The sequence below is a fragment of the Nocardia sp. NPDC056611 genome (genome assembly GCF_042792755.1).
Taxonomy (GTDB): domain Bacteria; phylum Actinomycetota; class Actinomycetes; order Mycobacteriales; family Mycobacteriaceae; genus Nocardia.
On record NZ_JBHTVV010000001.1, the window covers coordinates 1,450,860 to 1,466,366 of the forward strand.

Annotated in this window: 17 protein-coding genes; 12 read left to right on the top strand and 5 right to left on the bottom strand. The window is 68.6% G+C overall.

The annotated features are described in order from the left end of the window. Positions 1–19 precede the first annotated feature (19 nt). The 7 genes from dnaJ to era all read left to right on the top strand — a co-directional run bounded on the left by dnaJ (position 20) and on the right by era (position 6,528). The gene (dnaJ, locus tag ACFRAQ_RS06655) at positions 20–1,174 is read left to right on the top strand and encodes a molecular chaperone DnaJ (protein ID WP_357086237.1); all 1,155 of its coding nucleotides are present in this window, start codon (positions 20–22) and stop codon (positions 1,172–1,174) included. Between the two features lie 4 nt (positions 1,175–1,178). After that, a complete protein-coding gene (locus ACFRAQ_RS06660; RefSeq protein ID WP_379094940.1) occupies positions 1,179–1,919 on the top strand; it encodes a 16S rRNA (uracil(1498)-N(3))-methyltransferase in 741 nt (246 codons plus the stop codon). Between the two features lie 240 nt (positions 1,920–2,159). Further along, positions 2,160–3,218: a PhoH family protein gene (locus ACFRAQ_RS06665; RefSeq protein WP_357279025.1), complete on the top strand. Its 1,059-nt coding sequence runs from the start codon at positions 2,160–2,162 to the stop codon at positions 3,216–3,218. 22 nt (positions 3,219–3,240) lie between these two features. Beyond that, positions 3,241–3,798, top strand: coding sequence for an rRNA maturation RNase YbeY (gene ybeY / locus ACFRAQ_RS06670; RefSeq protein WP_357004316.1), 558 nt, complete (start codon positions 3,241–3,243; stop codon positions 3,796–3,798). Beyond that, on the top strand, positions 3,795–5,132 hold the full coding sequence (locus tag ACFRAQ_RS06675; protein ID WP_379094944.1) for a hemolysin family protein: 1,338 nt from the start codon (positions 3,795–3,797) through the stop codon (positions 5,130–5,132). Before ybeY ends, ACFRAQ_RS06675 begins: the two co-directional genes overlap by 4 nt. Further along, positions 5,129–5,578: a cytidine deaminase gene (locus ACFRAQ_RS06680; RefSeq protein ID WP_379094947.1), complete on the top strand. Its 450-nt coding sequence runs from the start codon at positions 5,129–5,131 to the stop codon at positions 5,576–5,578. The genes ACFRAQ_RS06675 and ACFRAQ_RS06680 overlap by 4 nt, the downstream gene beginning before the upstream one ends. Next, a complete protein-coding gene (gene era / locus ACFRAQ_RS06685) occupies positions 5,575–6,528 on the top strand; it encodes a GTPase Era (protein WP_379094950.1) in 954 nt (317 codons plus the stop codon). The genes ACFRAQ_RS06680 and era overlap by 4 nt, the downstream gene beginning before the upstream one ends. A gap of 65 nt (positions 6,529–6,593) precedes the next feature. Here era and ACFRAQ_RS06690 read toward each other — a convergent pair whose 3' ends face one another. Further along, positions 6,594–8,009: an amidase gene (locus ACFRAQ_RS06690; protein WP_379094953.1), complete on the bottom strand. Its 1,416-nt coding sequence runs from the start codon at positions 8,007–8,009 to the stop codon at positions 6,594–6,596. Positions 8,010–8,435: 426 nt separating this feature from the next. On the opposite strand from ACFRAQ_RS06690, the gene recO reads away from it, so the two are divergent. The 3 genes from recO (at position 8,436) to ACFRAQ_RS06705 (ending at position 10,529) form a co-directional block, all read left to right on the top strand. After that, positions 8,436–9,209, top strand: a complete 774-nt coding sequence (gene recO, locus ACFRAQ_RS06695) for a DNA repair protein RecO (RefSeq protein ID WP_357278594.1) — start codon at positions 8,436–8,438, stop codon at positions 9,207–9,209. Between the two features lie 121 nt (positions 9,210–9,330). After that, positions 9,331–10,125, top strand: a complete 795-nt coding sequence (locus ACFRAQ_RS06700; RefSeq protein WP_357086225.1) for an isoprenyl transferase — start codon at positions 9,331–9,333, stop codon at positions 10,123–10,125. Next, entirely contained in the window at positions 10,122–10,529 is a 408-nt protein-coding gene (locus ACFRAQ_RS06705) for a hypothetical protein (protein WP_379094956.1), read from the top strand. The genes ACFRAQ_RS06700 and ACFRAQ_RS06705 overlap by 4 nt, the downstream gene beginning before the upstream one ends. A 24-nt stretch (positions 10,530–10,553) precedes the next feature. Here ACFRAQ_RS06705 and ACFRAQ_RS06710 read toward each other — a convergent pair whose 3' ends face one another. The 4 genes from ACFRAQ_RS06710 to ACFRAQ_RS06725 all read right to left on the bottom strand — a co-directional run bounded on the left by ACFRAQ_RS06710 (position 10,554) and on the right by ACFRAQ_RS06725 (position 13,018). Then, entirely contained in the window at positions 10,554–11,183 is a 630-nt protein-coding gene (locus ACFRAQ_RS06710) for a TetR/AcrR family transcriptional regulator (RefSeq protein ID WP_379094959.1), read from the bottom strand. Between the two features lie 105 nt (positions 11,184–11,288). Further along, positions 11,289–11,702, bottom strand: a complete 414-nt coding sequence (locus ACFRAQ_RS06715; RefSeq protein ID WP_379094962.1) for a Fur family transcriptional regulator — start codon at positions 11,700–11,702, stop codon at positions 11,289–11,291. A 3-nt stretch (positions 11,703–11,705) separates the two neighbouring features. Further along, positions 11,706–12,101: a metalloregulator ArsR/SmtB family transcription factor gene (locus ACFRAQ_RS06720; RefSeq protein WP_213560109.1), complete on the bottom strand. Its 396-nt coding sequence runs from the start codon at positions 12,099–12,101 to the stop codon at positions 11,706–11,708. An 80-nt stretch (positions 12,102–12,181) separates the two neighbouring features. Continuing rightward, complete coding sequence (locus ACFRAQ_RS06725) at positions 12,182–13,018, bottom strand: hypothetical protein (RefSeq protein ID WP_379094965.1); 837 nt, start codon at positions 13,016–13,018, stop codon at positions 12,182–12,184. A gap of 191 nt (positions 13,019–13,209) precedes the next feature. On the opposite strand from ACFRAQ_RS06725, the gene ACFRAQ_RS06730 reads away from it, so the two are divergent. Then, positions 13,210–14,601: a glycine--tRNA ligase gene (locus ACFRAQ_RS06730; RefSeq protein WP_379094968.1), complete on the top strand. Its 1,392-nt coding sequence runs from the start codon at positions 13,210–13,212 to the stop codon at positions 14,599–14,601. A 239-nt stretch (positions 14,602–14,840) separates the two neighbouring features. After that, positions 14,841–15,503, top strand: a complete 663-nt coding sequence (locus ACFRAQ_RS06735) for a DUF6875 domain-containing protein (protein WP_379094971.1) — start codon at positions 14,841–14,843, stop codon at positions 15,501–15,503. Positions 15,504–15,507 lie beyond the last annotated feature (4 nt).

The window sequence follows — 15,507 nt, forward strand, 5'->3', positions numbered from 1 at the left end:
AACAGGACTAGAGACGCACGTGGCACGGGACTATTACGCACTGCTCGGAGTCGCACGGGGTGCGACCGACCAGGAGATCAAGCGCGCCTACCGGAAGCTGGCCCGCGAACTGCATCCCGACGTGAATCCGGAGCCGGAGGCCCAGGAGAAGTTCCGCGAGGTCTCCACGGCCTACGAGGTGCTGTCGGACCCGGAGAAGCGTCGCATCGTCGACCTCGGCGGCGATCCGATGGAATCCGGCGGCGGCATGGGCGGCGGCTTCTCGGGCGCGGGCTTCGGCGGCCTCGGCGACGTCTTCGAGGCGTTCTTCGGCGGCATGAACGCCTCCGGCGGCACCCGCAAGCCGCGCGGCCGGGTGCAGCCGGGCGCGGATTCGCTGCTGCGGACCCGGCTTTCGCTGCAGGAGTGCGCGGTGGGCGTCACCAAGCACCTGACCGTCGACACCGCCATCCTCTGCGACCTGTGCCAGGGTTCGGGCACCAACGGCAACTCCAAGCCGGTGCGCTGTGAGACCTGTGGCGGCGCGGGCGAGGTGCAGACCGTGCAGCGGTCCTTCCTCGGCCAGGTCATGACCTCGCGTCCCTGCCCCACCTGCCGGGGCGCGGGCGAGACGATTCCGGACCCCTGCCGCAAGTGCGGCGGCGACGGCCGCGTGCGTTCGCGCCGCGAGATCGCCGCGCCGATCCCGGCCGGTGTGGCCAACGGCATGCGGGTGCGTCTCGCGGCCCAGGGCGAGGTCGGCCCGGGCGGCGGTCCCGCCGGCGACCTGTACGTGGAGATCGTGGAGCAGCCGCACGACACCTTCGTGCGCGACGGCGACGACCTGCACTGCACCATCCGGGTTCCCATGGTGGACGCGGCGCTGGGCACCACGGTCGTCATCGACACCATCCTCGACGGCCCGGTCGAGCTGACCATCCCGGCGGGCACCCAGCCCGGCGAGGCGTCGGTGCTGCGCGGCCACGGAATGCCGAAGCTGCGCGCCAACTCTCGCGGCGACCTGATCGCGCACCTCGACATCGTGGTGCCGACCAAGCTCGACGCCAAGCAGTCGGACCTGCTGCGCAAGTACAAGGGCATGCGGGCCAACGAGCACACCGAGGTGCTGTCGGCGCAGTCCGAGCACAACTCGGGCCTGTTCGCCCGTCTGCGCGCCTCGTTCAGCGGACGCTGATCCCTTGGCCGCCACCGTCTTCTACCTCGACGAGATCCCCGAACCGGGTGCGACCGCGGTGCTGGACGGCCCCGAGGGCCGCCACGCCGCCACGGTGCGCCGCACCCGGGTGGGGGAGCCGATCACGCTGTCCGACGGGCACGGGATCCTCGCCGATTCGGAAGTGGTTGCGGCCCAGAAGGATCGCCTCGAGCTGAAGGTCCTGTCCAAGCGCGCGGCCGCGCCCTGGACCCCGCAGGTGACGGTGGTCCAGGCGCTGCCCAAGTCCGACCGTTCGGAACTGGCGGTCGAGCTGATGACCGAGGCGGGCGCCGACGCCATCGTCCCGTGGCAGGCGCTGCGCTGTGTCTCCAACTGGGAGTCCAAGGCCCGCAAGGGCGTCGAGAAGTGGCGCGCCGCCGCCAAGCAGGCCGCCCGGCAGTCGCGGCGCGCCTACATCCCGGATGTGGCGGAGCTGCATGACACCAAGGATCTGCTGGAGCTGGTGCGCTCGGCCAAGGCCCAGGGCGCGCTGGTGGCCGCCCTGCACGAGTCCGGTGAATCCCGTTTGACCGAAATGTCTTTCGCCGCGGTGCCCGAGATCATTCTCATCGTCGGCCCCGAGGGCGGCCTGGACGACTCCGAGCTGAAGGCCCTCGCCGAAGCCGGAGCCGAGATCGTCCTGCTCGGCCCCACGGTGCTGCGCACCTCCACCGCCGCGGCCGTCGCGCTCGGCGCGCTGGGCGCTCTCACCCCGCGCTGGTAACCCTCGCCCGCGGATCGGCGGATCGATCCCGCGGGGTTCGCCACGGAATGGATTCGGCCCAGCGGCAGTTGCGTGTCAGCGGGGCGTTATGCCTGCTGGTAGCCGCTTATTCACTGGGCGGTGTCGGTAGGCGGCGGTAAACTTCTGTCAACGACGACGGCTTCGAGACCGGAAAGCAGGCCATAGCCACTTTTGAGAACACCAGGCGAAATCGGCGATCAGAGCACAACCACTGCCCGCATCGGCGGTGTCGACGGTTCCGGACCGGCGGGGCGGACCGTTCGTTCGAGCATCGAATTGGCACCGGAGTCGGTGTTCGGATTCCTGGGTTCGGCTGATGAGAACCTGCGTGAACTCGAGCGCCTCCTCGATGCCGACATCCACGTCCGCGGCAACTCCGTCACTCTGACCGGCAAACCGGCCGATGTGGCGCTGGCCGAGCGCGTGGTGGCCCAGCTCGTCGCGTTGACCGCGCGCAACCGAGTGGTCACGCCCGAGGCGGTGCGGCACACCTACTCCATGCTCACCGAGGGTTCCTCGGACTCCCCGGCCGAGGTGCTCAGCCTGGACATCCTGTCCCGGCGCGGCAGGACCATCCGACCCAAGACGCTGAACCAGAAGCGCTACGTCGACGCCATCGACGCGCACACCATCGTCTTCGGCGTCGGCCCGGCGGGTACCGGCAAGACTTACCTCGCCATGGCCAAGGCCGTGCAGGCGTTGCAGACCAAGCAGGTCAACCGCATCATCCTGACCCGGCCCGCGGTCGAGGCGGGCGAGCGGCTGGGCTTCCTGCCGGGCACACTCAACGAGAAGATCGACCCGTACCTGCGCCCGCTCTACGACGCCCTGCACGACATGATGGATCCCGAGGCGATCCCGAAGCTCATGCAGGCCGGGGTCATCGAGGTCGCGCCACTGGCCTACATGCGCGGTCGCACGCTCAACGACTCGTTCATCATTCTGGACGAGGCGCAGAACACGACGGCCGAGCAGATGAAGATGTTCCTCACCCGTCTGGGCTTCGGTTCCAAGATCGTGGTGACCGGTGACATCACCCAGGTCGACCTGCCGAACAACGCGCGGTCGGGTCTGCGCGCGGCCACGGAGATCCTGCACGGCATCGAGGACATCCACATCGCCGAGCTCACCAGCGCCGATGTGGTCCGTCACCGCCTGGTCGGGGCGATCGTGGACGCCTACGACCGCTACGAGTCGGACACGCGCCCGCCGGCGGCGGTGCACTATCCGGGCAATCGGGCGCAGCGACGTGCCGCGAGCCGGGGAGACCGGCACTGAACTCGACCACTACGCTGATCGGGTGAGTATCGAGATCGCCAACGAATCGGGTATCGAGGTATCCGAAGAAGAACTGGTCAGCGTCGCGCGGTTCGTCATCGGTCAGATGGACGTCCATCCGGCGGCCGAGCTGTCGATGGTGCTGGTCGATCTCGACACCATGGCGGATCTGCACATGCGCTGGATGGACCTACCGGGTCCGACCGACGTCATGTCGTTCCCCATGGACGAGCTGGAGCCGGGCGGGCGGCCCGATGCCGCCGAGCCCGGCCCCTCCATGCTCGGCGACATCGTGCTCTGCCCGGAGTTCGCGGCCCAGCAGGCCGAGAAGGCCGGGCACTCCATGGATCACGAGCTGGCGCTGCTGACCGTGCACGGCGTCCTGCACCTCCTCGGCTACGACCACGCCGAGCCGGAGGAGGAGAAGGAGATGTTCGCGTTGCAGGCCTCCCTACTGGAGGGCTGGTACGAGAACGTGCGCCAGGAGATGCGCCGCGCCGAGCTGGCCGAGCGCGACCAGCGGCTGCTGGGCAAGACCGGATTCACCGACACCACCGGTGATCCGCTGGGCCCGGCGTGAATTCATTCGTTCTGCTGCTGCTGGCGATCGTCCTGGTCCCGGCCGGCGGGGTGTTCGCGGCGCTGGATTCGGCGCTGAACACCATTTCGCCCGCGCGCGTCGAGGATCTGGTGCGCGCGGAGCGGACCGGGGCGGCGCGGCTGGCGCGCATCATCGCGGATCGGCCGCGGTATGTGAATCTCATGGTGCTGCTGCGCCTTACGTGCGAGATCACGGCAACGGTGTTGCTGGCGGCCGTGCTCCTGGACTCGCTGGGCGAGGCGCCCGCGCTGCTGATCACCGCGGCGGTCATGGTGCTCGTCGACTACGTGGTGATCGGTGTCGGCCCGCGTACGCTGGGCCGTCAGCACGCCTACTCGCTGGCGCTGGGCGCGTCGCTGCCCTTGCAGGCCATCGGCTCGCTGCTCGGCCCGATCAGCCGCCTGCTGATCCTGATCGGTAATGCGATCACCCCCGGTAAGGGATTCCGCAACGGCCCCTTCGCCTCCGAGATCGAACTGCGCGAAGTGGTGGATCTGGCGGGTGAGCGCGGCGTGGTGGACGCCGACGAGGCGCGCATGATCCAGTCGGTGTTCGAACTCGATTCCACCCCGGCGCGCGAGGTCATGGTGCCGCGCACCGAGATGGTGTGGATCGAGGCGGACAAGACCGCGGCGCAGGCCCTGTCGCTGGCGGTGCGGTCGGGGCATTCGCGGATTCCGGTGATCGGGGAGAACGTCGACGACATTCTCGGCGTCGTCTACCTGAAAGACCTTGTCCCGTACGCGGATCGGAGCCGGAAGGTGAAGGTGCGCCAGGTCATGCGGCCCGCCGTCTTCATCCCCGATTCCAAGCCCCTCGACGCGCTGCTCGACGAGATGCAGCGCCACCGCAACCACATGGCGGTGCTGGTCGACGAGTACGGCGGCATCGCGGGCCTGGTCACCATCGAGGACATTCTCGAGGAGATCGTGGGCGAGATCGCCGACGAGTACGACAAGGACGAGATCGCGCCGATCGAGCAGATCGGCGCCGGCAAGTTCCGGGTCTCGGCCCGGCTGCCCGTCGACGACCTGGGCGAGCTGTTCGACATCGAGATCGAGGAGGAGGACGTCGACACCGTCGGCGGCCTGCTCGCGCACGCCCTGGGCCGCGTCCCGCTGCCCGGCTCCAAGGCCGTCGTCCAGGGCTTGCAATTGAAGGGGGAGGGCGGGGCCGACGCGCGCGGCCGCATGCGGATCCACACGGTGGTGGTGCGCAGGGCCCAGGAGAAGACGAGAACCGAACCGGCGGAACAGGAACCGGGCGGCGCACACGACGATGGAGAGGCCGATGACCGAGATGAACGCCGATGATTGAGCTCGACGCCGAGGACGGCAAGCTGCGGGTGCTCGCCCGCGGCGCGATGGGCCGCACCGGCGGCCGCGGCGGCGCGGCCGTGCGCGACACCCACGGCCGCACCTACGCGGCCGGGACGGTGGAGCTGACCGCGCTCCCGCTGACCGCCCTGCAGGCCGCGGTGGCGGCCGCGATCTCCAGCGGCGCGACCGGTTTCGAGGCGGCCGTGGTGGTGGCGGGCAAGCTGTCCGATCCCGGTGTCGCGGCGGTGCGTGAGGTATCGCCCACGGCGCGAATCATTTTCAGCGACGTCAAGGGCGCGGTGTTCGACGTGCTGGACGCCGACGACCACTACGGCGTGGAGAACCCCATCGCGGCGCAACGCCCCGACGACGATGCCGCGGGTGCGCGTAAGGTCCCGGCGGGTTTCGACCTGGACACCGAATCGGAGGTCTTCGAATGAGCGGCAAGGGCGACGGCAAGGGCGAATTCCGTTCCGGCTTCGTGTGTTTCGTGGGGCGGCCGAACACCGGCAAGTCCACGCTGACCAATGCCATGGTGGGGCAGAAGATCGCCATCACCTCCTCGCGGCCGCAGACCACCCGGCACACCATCCGCGGCATCGTGCACCGCGACCACGCGCAGCTGATCCTGGTCGACACCCCCGGTCTGCACCGGCCGCGCACCCTGCTCGGGCAGCGGCTCAACGACCTGGTGCGCGATACGTATTCGGAAGTCGACGTGATCGCGGTCTGCATTCCGGCGGACGAGAAGATCGGTCCCGGTGACCGCTGGATCGTCGAGCAGATCAAGACCATGGCGCCCAAGACCACCCTGCTGGGTGTGGTCACCAAGATCGACAAGGTGAGCCGCGACCAGGTCGCGCACCAGTTGATGGCGGTCTCCCAGCTGCTGGGTCCCGAGGCCGAGGTGGTTCCGGTGTCCGCGGTCAAGGGCGAACAGGTCGAGGTGCTCATCGACGTCATCGCCTCGCAGATGCCCGAGGGCCCGGCCTTCTACCCGGACGGCGAGCTCACCGACGAGCCCGAGGAAGTCCTGATGGCCGAGCTCATTCGCGAGGCCGCGCTGGAGGGCGTGCGCGACGAGCTCCCGCACTCGCTCGCGGTGGTCATCGAGGAGGTCCTCGAACGCGAGGAGAACGACGACACCGAGACCGACGGCAGTCGCTCCGCGGAGGGCATGCTCGATGTGCACGCCCTGCTGTACGTGGAGCGCCCCAGCCAGAAGGCCATCATCATCGGCAAGGGCGGCGCCCGCCTGAAAGAGGTCGGCACCAACGCCCGCAAGCAGATCGAGCACATCCTCGGCACCCGCATCTACCTGCACCTGCACGTGAAGGTGGCCAAGGACTGGCAGCGCGACCCGAAGCAGCTGGGCAAGCTCGGCTTCTGACCCGCGTCATGCGAATGGCACACCGGTGAGGGAATGTTCCCTCGCCGGTGTGCCATTCGTCGTTTCTAGGACTGCGGCCACCACGGGGTCGGGCGGGCCTTGTACCACTGGAGTTCCGATTCCAGCTGGGCCGCGACCGAAACCAGCAGTTCCTCGGAGTTGGCGGGGCCCATCAGCTGGGAGCCGACCGGGAGCCCGTCCGCGGTGAAACCGGAGGGGATGTTGACCGCCGGCCAGCCCAGCACGTTCCACGGCCAGGTGTAGGGGCAGGCGGCGGTGATGAGTTCGTCGGTGGCCCAGGAGCCGATGCCGTCGATCTCGCGGACACCCGGGGGCGGGGTGGCGGTGGTGGGGGCCAGTACCAGGTCGAAGTCGTCGAAGATGCGGCCGGTCTGCTTGCGCAGCAACGGTTCCGCGGCGCGGGCGGCGAACAGCAGCGGGGACAGCAGGCGGCCGACGGTGGCGTTGTGGTGGGTGCGCGGGTCGACCTGCGCGCCGGGCAGCCGGTCGAGGGCCTCGCGGATGCCGACCATGGACCGCGGCAGGAAGGTCGCGCCCATCAGCACGCCGTAGTGCACGTCGGCGATGGTGACCTGGTGGCCGAGACGGCGCAGGGTCGCGGCGGTGGCGTGCACACCGGCCTCGACCTCGCGATCGAGCGCGGTCTTGGTGGCGGTGAACGGGATTCGCAGCGAGAGCGCGATGCGCAGGCGGCCCGGATCGCGGCCGACCGCGTCGGAGACGCGCAGCGCGGGCGGGGTGTGCAGGTCGCCGGGGTGCGGGCCGGCGGCGGCGTCGAGCAGCAGCGCGGCGTCGGCGACGGTGCGGGCGAGCGGGCCGTTCACGGTGAGCCCGTGGAAGGCTTCGGGCAGCGGCCAGGTCGAGATGCGACCGCGCTGGGGTTTGATGCCGAACAGGTTGTTCCAGGCGGCGGGGATCCGCACCGAGCCGGCCCCGTCGGAACCCAGTGCGGCGGGGACCAATCCGGCCGCGACCGCCGCCGCGGAACCACCCGACGAACCGCCGGGGGTGTGGCCCGCGCTCCACGGATTCGTGGTGTGGCCGAAGGCGTCTCCGCTGGTGAACGGGAGCTGGCCGAGCTCACAGGTATTGGTCTTGCCGACGATCACCGCGCCCGCCGCGCGCAATCGGCGCACCGCTTCGGCGTCCTCGGTCGCGGCGGGGAAGTCACCGCCGCAGCCGAATGCCGTTGGCGTGCCGGTCAGGTCGGTGTCGTCCTTGATGGCGAGCGGCACCCCGAGCAGCGGTTCCCGTTGTCCGGCGGCGAGTTTGCGGTCCGCCTCGGCGGCCTCGGCGAGGGCCTCGGCCCGGCGCACGATCCGGAAGGCGTTCAATGCCCCCTGGCTGGCCTCGATGCGATCGAGTACGGCCGTGGTCGCCTCGACCGATGTGATCGTGCCCGCCGCCAGGGCCGCCGCGAGTTCCGTCAGGCCCAGTTCGCCGACAGACGCCAAAGTCATGTGAATCCCGTCTCGTTTGTACTCGGGAGTAACATAGCGCGACTTTGGTCACACGTCCAACAGGTGGCGGTTGTGAAAGGCGACCTCCGGCCTTACCTATCCCCGCGCCGATCGTTCGAGGGCGTACCGCCGTCCGGCCCACCCCTCCAGGGCCGGACGGCAGTACAGATATGGGTCGCCGCGACCATCCGCCGGGCGGCGCGCAGCGATCGGGGCGCGGACGGCACGGCCGCCCAGCGGGATCCGGCGGCGGGAGTCTGGCGCGTCATGGAGTCCTCCGATGGGTGCGTCCGAATGCTCTGCCTTGCGGGTTTCAGCCTGGTTTCAGTCGCCAATCGCGGGCCAACGAACTTCTAACCGCGCCCCGCCGCGCTACACGCCGCGACTCGTCACCGCCCGGTCGGTCCCGCGTGCGAGACTGTTGCGGTGCGGTTGTATCGGGATCATGCGGTGGTGTTGCGCCAGCACAAGCTGGGCGAGGCGGACCGTATCGTCACGCTCCTGACCCGCCAGCACGGTCTGGTGCGCGCGGTAGCCCGGGGTGTGCGGCGCACGCGCTCCAAGTTCGGCGCCCGCCTGGAACCGTTCGCCTACGTCGACATCCAGCTCCATCCCGGCCGCAATCTCGACACCGTCACCCAGGTGCACACGGTCGAGACCTTCGCCGCCGACATCGTCGCCGACTACGGCCGCTACACCACCGCGTGCGCGGTCCTCGAAACCGCCGAACGCCTCGCGGGCGAGGAGGGCGCACCCGCCGCTCGCCTGCACACCCTCACCGCGGGCGCCCTGCGCGCCATCGCCCTGGGTCATCGCCCGCACGAACTGATCCTCGACGCGTTCCTGTTGCGCGCCATGGGTTTCGCGGGCTGGGCTCCCGCGCTCGACGACTGCGCCCGCTGCGCCACCCCCGGCCCGCACCGGGCCTTCCACGTAGCCGCCGGCGGCGCGGTCTGCGTGCACTGCCGCCCGCCCGGCGCGGCCACCCCGATGCTCGGCGTCCTCGACCACATGAGCGCCCTCGAGCGCGGCGACTGGTCCGGCGTCGACGCCGTCACCGACGCCATGCGCCGCCAGGCCAGCGGCCTCATCGCCGCGCACCTGCAATGGCATTTGGAGCGTCAGCTCCGCACCCTCCCGCTCATCGAGCGCACCCGCCCCCACGAGGCTGTCGACCGCACCGAAGCCGCCATCGGCTGACCGGTCGACCACCCGCCGGTCCGGCGCCGGAATTCGCGGAACGAGTGTCGGTGGTGTGGAGGTCCGGTGTGAATACAGTGGGCGGCGTCCGGCGCTCCGGCGCGTCGGGCAGGATGGGGGCGTGATCGGGAACCGGAAGTCATCGACTGAGCAGCGTGTTGTGCGGCCGCCGTCGCCGCATCCGTCGGGGGCGAAGCCGCCGGCGATTCCGGCGGAGTTCGTGCCCAGGCATGTGGCGCTGGTGATGGACGGGAACGGGCGGTGGGCGCAGGAGCGCGGGCTGCCGCGCACCGCGGGACACGAGCGCGGCGAGGCGGTGCTCATGGACACCGTCGAGGGCTGCATCGAGATGGGTGTGAAGTGGCTGTCGGCGTACGCGTTCTCCACCGAGAACTGGCGGCGCAGCCCGGACGAGGTCCGCTTCCTGATGGGCTTCAACCGCGATGTGATCCGCCGCCGCCGCGACGAGATGCACGAGATGGGTGTGCGGGTGCGGTGGGCCGGGCGGCGACCGCGCCTGTGGCGCAGCGTGATCAAGGAATTGGAAGTCGCGCAGGAGCTCACCAAGGACAATACGGTGATGACCCTGACCATGTGCGTCAACTACGGCGGCCGCGCCGAGATCGCCGACGCCGCACGGGAAATCGCGCGCCGGGTGGCCGCGGGGGAGCTGGATCCGGAGAAGGTCACCGAGGCCACCGTCGCCCAGTACCTGGACGAGCCCGATATGCCGGACGTGGACCTGTTCCTGCGCCCGTCGGGTGAGCTGCGCAGCTCCAACTTCCTGATCTGGCAGGCCGCGTACGCCGAATTCGTGTTCCAGGAAACGCTTTTCCCCGATTTCGATCGCCGCAATCTCTGGGACGCGTGCCTGGAGTACGCCAAGCGCGACCGCCGTTTCGGAGGTGTGAAGTGACCGATCAGCTCACTCCCGCGGAGGCGCTGCAGGACCGCGCCCGCGCCCTGCTGCTGCGCTACGGCGTGGAGGTTCGCGAGGAAGAGGGCGCCCTCGGTTTCGAATACGAGGGCGCGCTGTGCTCGCTGCGCGGGGTCAACCTGTCGCCGGGCCTGGATGTGCTGGCGCTCATGTGCATTCTGGCCTGGGACCGCCCGGTGAAGCCGCAGCTGCACAAGCGGGTCGCCGAGCGCAATGCCGCGCTCCAGTTCGGCACGCTGACCGTGGTGTCGCGCGACAAGCTGGCGGACGTGATCCTGCGCTACACCTTCCCGGCCGCCGGGCTGGAGGACGAGCCGCTGGCCACCCTGCTGCTGTTGACGCTGTCCGGTGCGGGCCGCGCCCGCCAGGGCCTGCTGCCCTGACGGGGCTCGCCGCCCGGGATCGGTTCAGGCCCGGGCGGTTTCGGGTTCCCCGGCGGCGTCGCGATAGCCGGGCAGGATCTCGGTGATGCCGCGCGCGAAGGTGTCGGGATCGGCGTCGCCGAGAATGAGGTGCTGCAGGATGATCCCGGGCAGCAGCCCGAGGAAGATCTTGGCGATGGCGTCGGTGTCGGCGTCCGGGGGGAACCAGCCCGCGTCGCGCATGCGGTTGGCGTAGTCGAACCACAGGCGGCGGAAGCCGAGAATATTGGTGCGCACGTAATCGGCGATATTGGCGTCGGTGAGGGCCAGCGCCCAGGACTGGGGGATGACCCGCACGGGCCCGCCGGGGGCGCTGAGCTTGACGATGTCCTCGCTCATCAGCCGGACCAGTGCGGGCGGCGTGGGTAGCGGGTCGCTGTAGACGGCTTCGCTGAGGGTGGCGCGCAGGTCGACGGTGGCTTCGGTCGCGAGGGCCTCGATGATGTCGTTCTTGGATTTGAAGTAGCGGTAGACCGCTCCGGCGGAGAGCCCGGATTCGGCGAAGACGTCCTGCATGGTGGTGGCGTGCAGGCCTGTGCGGGCGAAGCAGGTCTGTGCGGCGTCGAGAATCTGTTGTCTGCGGCGTTCCAGGTGTGCATCGCTGACTCTGGGCATGCGCCCAAATTAAAACGAATATCCGTTCTCAACAAGCTGACACTGCCATGTCAGCCCTGTCCCATCTGTTGCGAATTTGTGTGGGCCACGCGGGATTCCGGCTGGTCAGCCCTTCGCGGCGCAGCATTCGCGGCAGGTGCCGAAAATTTCCATGGTGTGGCTGATATCGGTGAATCCGTGCTCGGCGGCGATCGAGTCGGCCCACGCTTCCACGGTCGGTCCCTCCACCTCGACGGTGCTGCCGCAGCGGCGGCAGACCAGGTGATGGTGGTGTCCGCTCGAGCACTGCCGGTACACCGATTCGCCGGTGTCGGTGCGCAGCACGTCGACCATGCCGGCGTCGGCCAGGGATTGCAGGGTCCGGTAGACCGTGGTCAGGCCGATGCCCTCACCGCGTTTGCGGAGTTCGTCGTGCAGTTCCTGCGCGGAGCGGAATTCGTCGATGTCGGCCAGCAGTGCGGCGATGGCGCTGCGCTGACGGGTGCTGCGAACTCCGACCGTCTTCTCGGTTGTTCCCACGGGTCACCCTTCCTCTGCGTGCGCGACCGCGTCGATGACGATGTGCGCGAGATGCTCGTCGACCAGCTCGTAGATGACCTCGCGCCCGGTGCGCTCACCACGCACCACCCCCGCGGACTTCAGGATCCGCAGGTGCTGACTGATCAGCGGCTGGGTCACTCCGAGGGTATCGACGAGTTCGTGCACGCAGCGCGGCGACTCCCGCAGTTGCAGCACGATGGCGATGCGCACCGGCGCCGCGAGGGCGCGCAGCAGTTCCCCGGCGGAGTCGAGAATGGTGCGTGACGGCACCACCGGCGGCTGCGGCGACCGGTACGGATACTCGTCGTGGGGGATCGCGGCCGGAGCCTCGGTCGCGACGTGCGAGCGCCGCAGGGGCGCGCCGCTGTCCGTGGTCATCGAACCAACTCCTTATTGGAAACCGATGCCATTCTTATATGCACGGGTACGCATGTCAAACATGAAGTCGGCGCGTCGCCTCAGCAGTTGCCGTCCTGGGGCATCGGCATCGACCGATCGAAGTAGTACTCGGGCCGATGCTTGTCCGGCGCGCCGCCGAACGACGGCGGATTGCCGTAGTTGGGGGCCAGATAGCCCTTCTTCCCCAGGAAGCAGTTGACCGGATACGCGAAGCCCTGGACGTCGCCGATCCACATCCCCTGCGATCCGCCGTCGTAGGCAGGGTCCTCGACCCAGTCGTACTCGACCACCCGCCGCACCATCGCGACGATGTCGAAGGCCCCGTACCCGGTGCGGTCCGGCGGCGTGAACGCGTACGCCACCGAGTAATCGGTGCGAATCGCCAACTCGCCCTTGCTGTTCAGCCCCACCGTCATGGACCCTTCGACCCGCGGCGAGACCGGCAGCAGCCGATATCCGGGTGCCAGCTTCTCGGTCAGCCACCAGGTGTCCGCCGCGTTCCCGGACTTCAGTTTCGGCCGGATGTCCTCGACCTGGTGTGTGGCCAGCAGGGCCAGCACCGGTTCGGCGTCCTGGGTTTCGAGGACGTGCTGATCCAGCCGGGCGGCGACGATCAGCTGTTTGACGCGATCGGTGGCCGCGGTCACGGTCGCGGCCGAGTAGCGCCCGACCGGCGCGGCGGCGGGCGGCTGTATTCCGGCCGCGCCTTCGGACCAGGTGGCGGTCGGGGTATTGGCGAACGGGTGGCCCAGGTCCACGGGCGCGGTGGCGGCGATCGTCGAACCCGCATCGTCCGCCGGGCGGCCCTGGAGACGATTGAGCAGAACGGCGCTGCCGAGCAGTGTCACCGCCACGATCGCGAGCGCCACCGTGTACTTGCTCCCATACGTTCGCATGGCCCACCCCTGTGCTGTTGTGGATCGCGCACCCCCGCGTGCCGACCGGTGTCCTCGTTCCAATATGGCCGGTTGTGATCAGGGCTGCATCCCCTGCTTGTGGGGGCAGTGGGTGCAAAGTGGGTTGCTCGCGGCAGATAGTCTGGACCTAATCCTTTGCAATCTTCCGGACACGGATGGAGAACTGTTCAGTGGCACCCAAGTCGAAGGTGGACACCGTCGCCAATCTCGCCAAGCGTCGGGGTCTCGTGTACCCGAGCGGTGAGATCTACGGCGGAACGAGGTCGGCCTGGGATTACGGTCCGCTGGGCGTGGAGCTCAAGGAGAACATCAAGCGGCAGTGGTGGCGGTCCATGGTGACCAGCCGCGACGACGTCGTCGGTCTGGACTCCTCGATCATCCTGCCGCGTCAGGTGTGGGTGGCCTCGGGTCACGTCGCGGTGTTCAACGACCCGCTGGTGGAATGCCTCAACTGCCACAAGCGGCACCGGCAGGACCACCTGCAGGAGGCGTACGCCGAGAAGAACAAGCTCGACGACCCGGACTCGGTGTCCATGGAGCTCATCGTGTGCCCGGATTGCGGCACCGTGGGCAAGTGGACCGAGCCCAAGGACTTCAACATGATGCTGAAGACCTACCTGGGCCCGGTCGAGTCCGAAGAGGGCATGCACTACCTGCGTCCGGAGACCGCGCAGGGCATCTTCGTCAACTACGACAATGTCGCCACCACCGCGCGCAAGAAGCCGCCGTTCGGCATCGCGCAGATCGGCAAGTCGTTCCGCAACGAGATCACCCCGGGCAACTTCATCTTCCGCACCCGCGAGTTCGAGCAGATGGAGATGGAGTTCTTCGTCAAGCCGGGCGAGGACGAGCAGTGGCACCAGTACTGGATCGACACCCGCATGGCCTGGTACACCGACCTCGGTATCGACCCGGAGAACCTGCGGCTGTTCGAGCATCCGAAGGAGAAGCTGTCCCACTACTCCACCCGCACGGTGGACATCGAGTACCGCTTCCGCTTCGCGGGCAGCGAGTGGGGCGAGCTCGAGGGTGTCGCCAACCGCACCGACTTCGACCTGAAGACGCATTCGGAGCACTCGGGCAAGGAGCTGGTCTACTTCGACCAGCAGACCGGTGAGCGCTACACCCCCTTCGTCATCGAGCCCGCGGCCGGTCTGACCCGTTCGCTGATGGCGTTCCTGGTCGACGCGTACCACGTCGAGCAGGTGCCGACCGCCAAGGGCGGCGTGGAGGATCGCACCACGCTGCGCCTGGATCCGCGGCTGGCTCCGGTCAAGGCGGCGGTACTGCCGTTGTCGCGCAACGCGGACCTGTCGCCGAAGGCCAAGGACCTGGCCGCGCAGCTGCGCCGGAACTGGAACGTGGACTTCGACGATGCCGGCGCCATCGGCCGCCGCTACCGTCGCCAGGACGAGATCGGCACCCCGTTCTGCATCACGGTCGACTTCGACACGCTCGAGGACCACGCCGTCACGGTGCGTGAACGCGACTCGATGGCCCAGGAGCGGGTGGCCCTGGATCAGGTGGAGGGCTACCTGGCCGCGCGCCTCATCGGCGCCTGATCCCAGTCCCACAGAAAAGACCGGTCAATGCCTGACCGGTCTTTTCTTTATTTTCTCCTCGGCGAAATTCGGAGTGTCATAGATAAATTGGGTAACCCACTACTCGTGTTAACGGCTCATGACCGGGCCACTATTTGAGTATGTGGGCAACGGTGCCTCTCCTGCCGAAGCTCGATCAGCCGAGGTGAGTCATGAGCGAGCGTGTTACAGGCCCCCGCTCGGGGCTACAGTGGGTCCCTTTGGGGGACATCGGATCAACCTGCCCGGCCGCCCGGCCGACGGTGGCGGCGTTCCGGTCCTGGGCGGATTCCATGCTGACCCAACCCAGTGACGAACTGGGCCGTGACGGGCCGGTTTGCCCGTACGTCCGGCCGTCGATGCGGCGGGATCTGCTGTGGCTGGCGCAGGTGCCGGCGGCGGAACCGCGGCCGATGTGGGTGCGCGCGATCATCCGCGACGCCCTGGAGCTGTATCCGGAACTGCCCACGGGGAACGGTAGTTCCTCATCGGTGCTGCGCGCATTGATCACGGTATTCCCGAATTTGACCGACTATTCCTTGATCGACGAGATCCATGAGGAATTCAAGACCAAATTCGTGGAGCGCGGCTCGATGCTCGGGCAATTCTATCCGGGCTGTGATCAACCGGGCCTGTGGAACAAGGAGTTTCGGCCCCTGGACGCGCCGATGCCGATGCTGGTGGTGCGCTCCATGATGACCACCGACTTCCCGTTCCTGCTCGACGACCCCGAATGGGCGGACGCCTATGTGCGCAAGTTCGCGCCGACGCTGCCCACGCACGTGCGCTCGGTCATGGTGAGTCGCTTGACTTCCCGGCACGCCTCCCAGGTGCCCGCCTACGAGGTGGCGCCGACCGATGAATCCTTCTCGACCAGCAGTTAGGCGG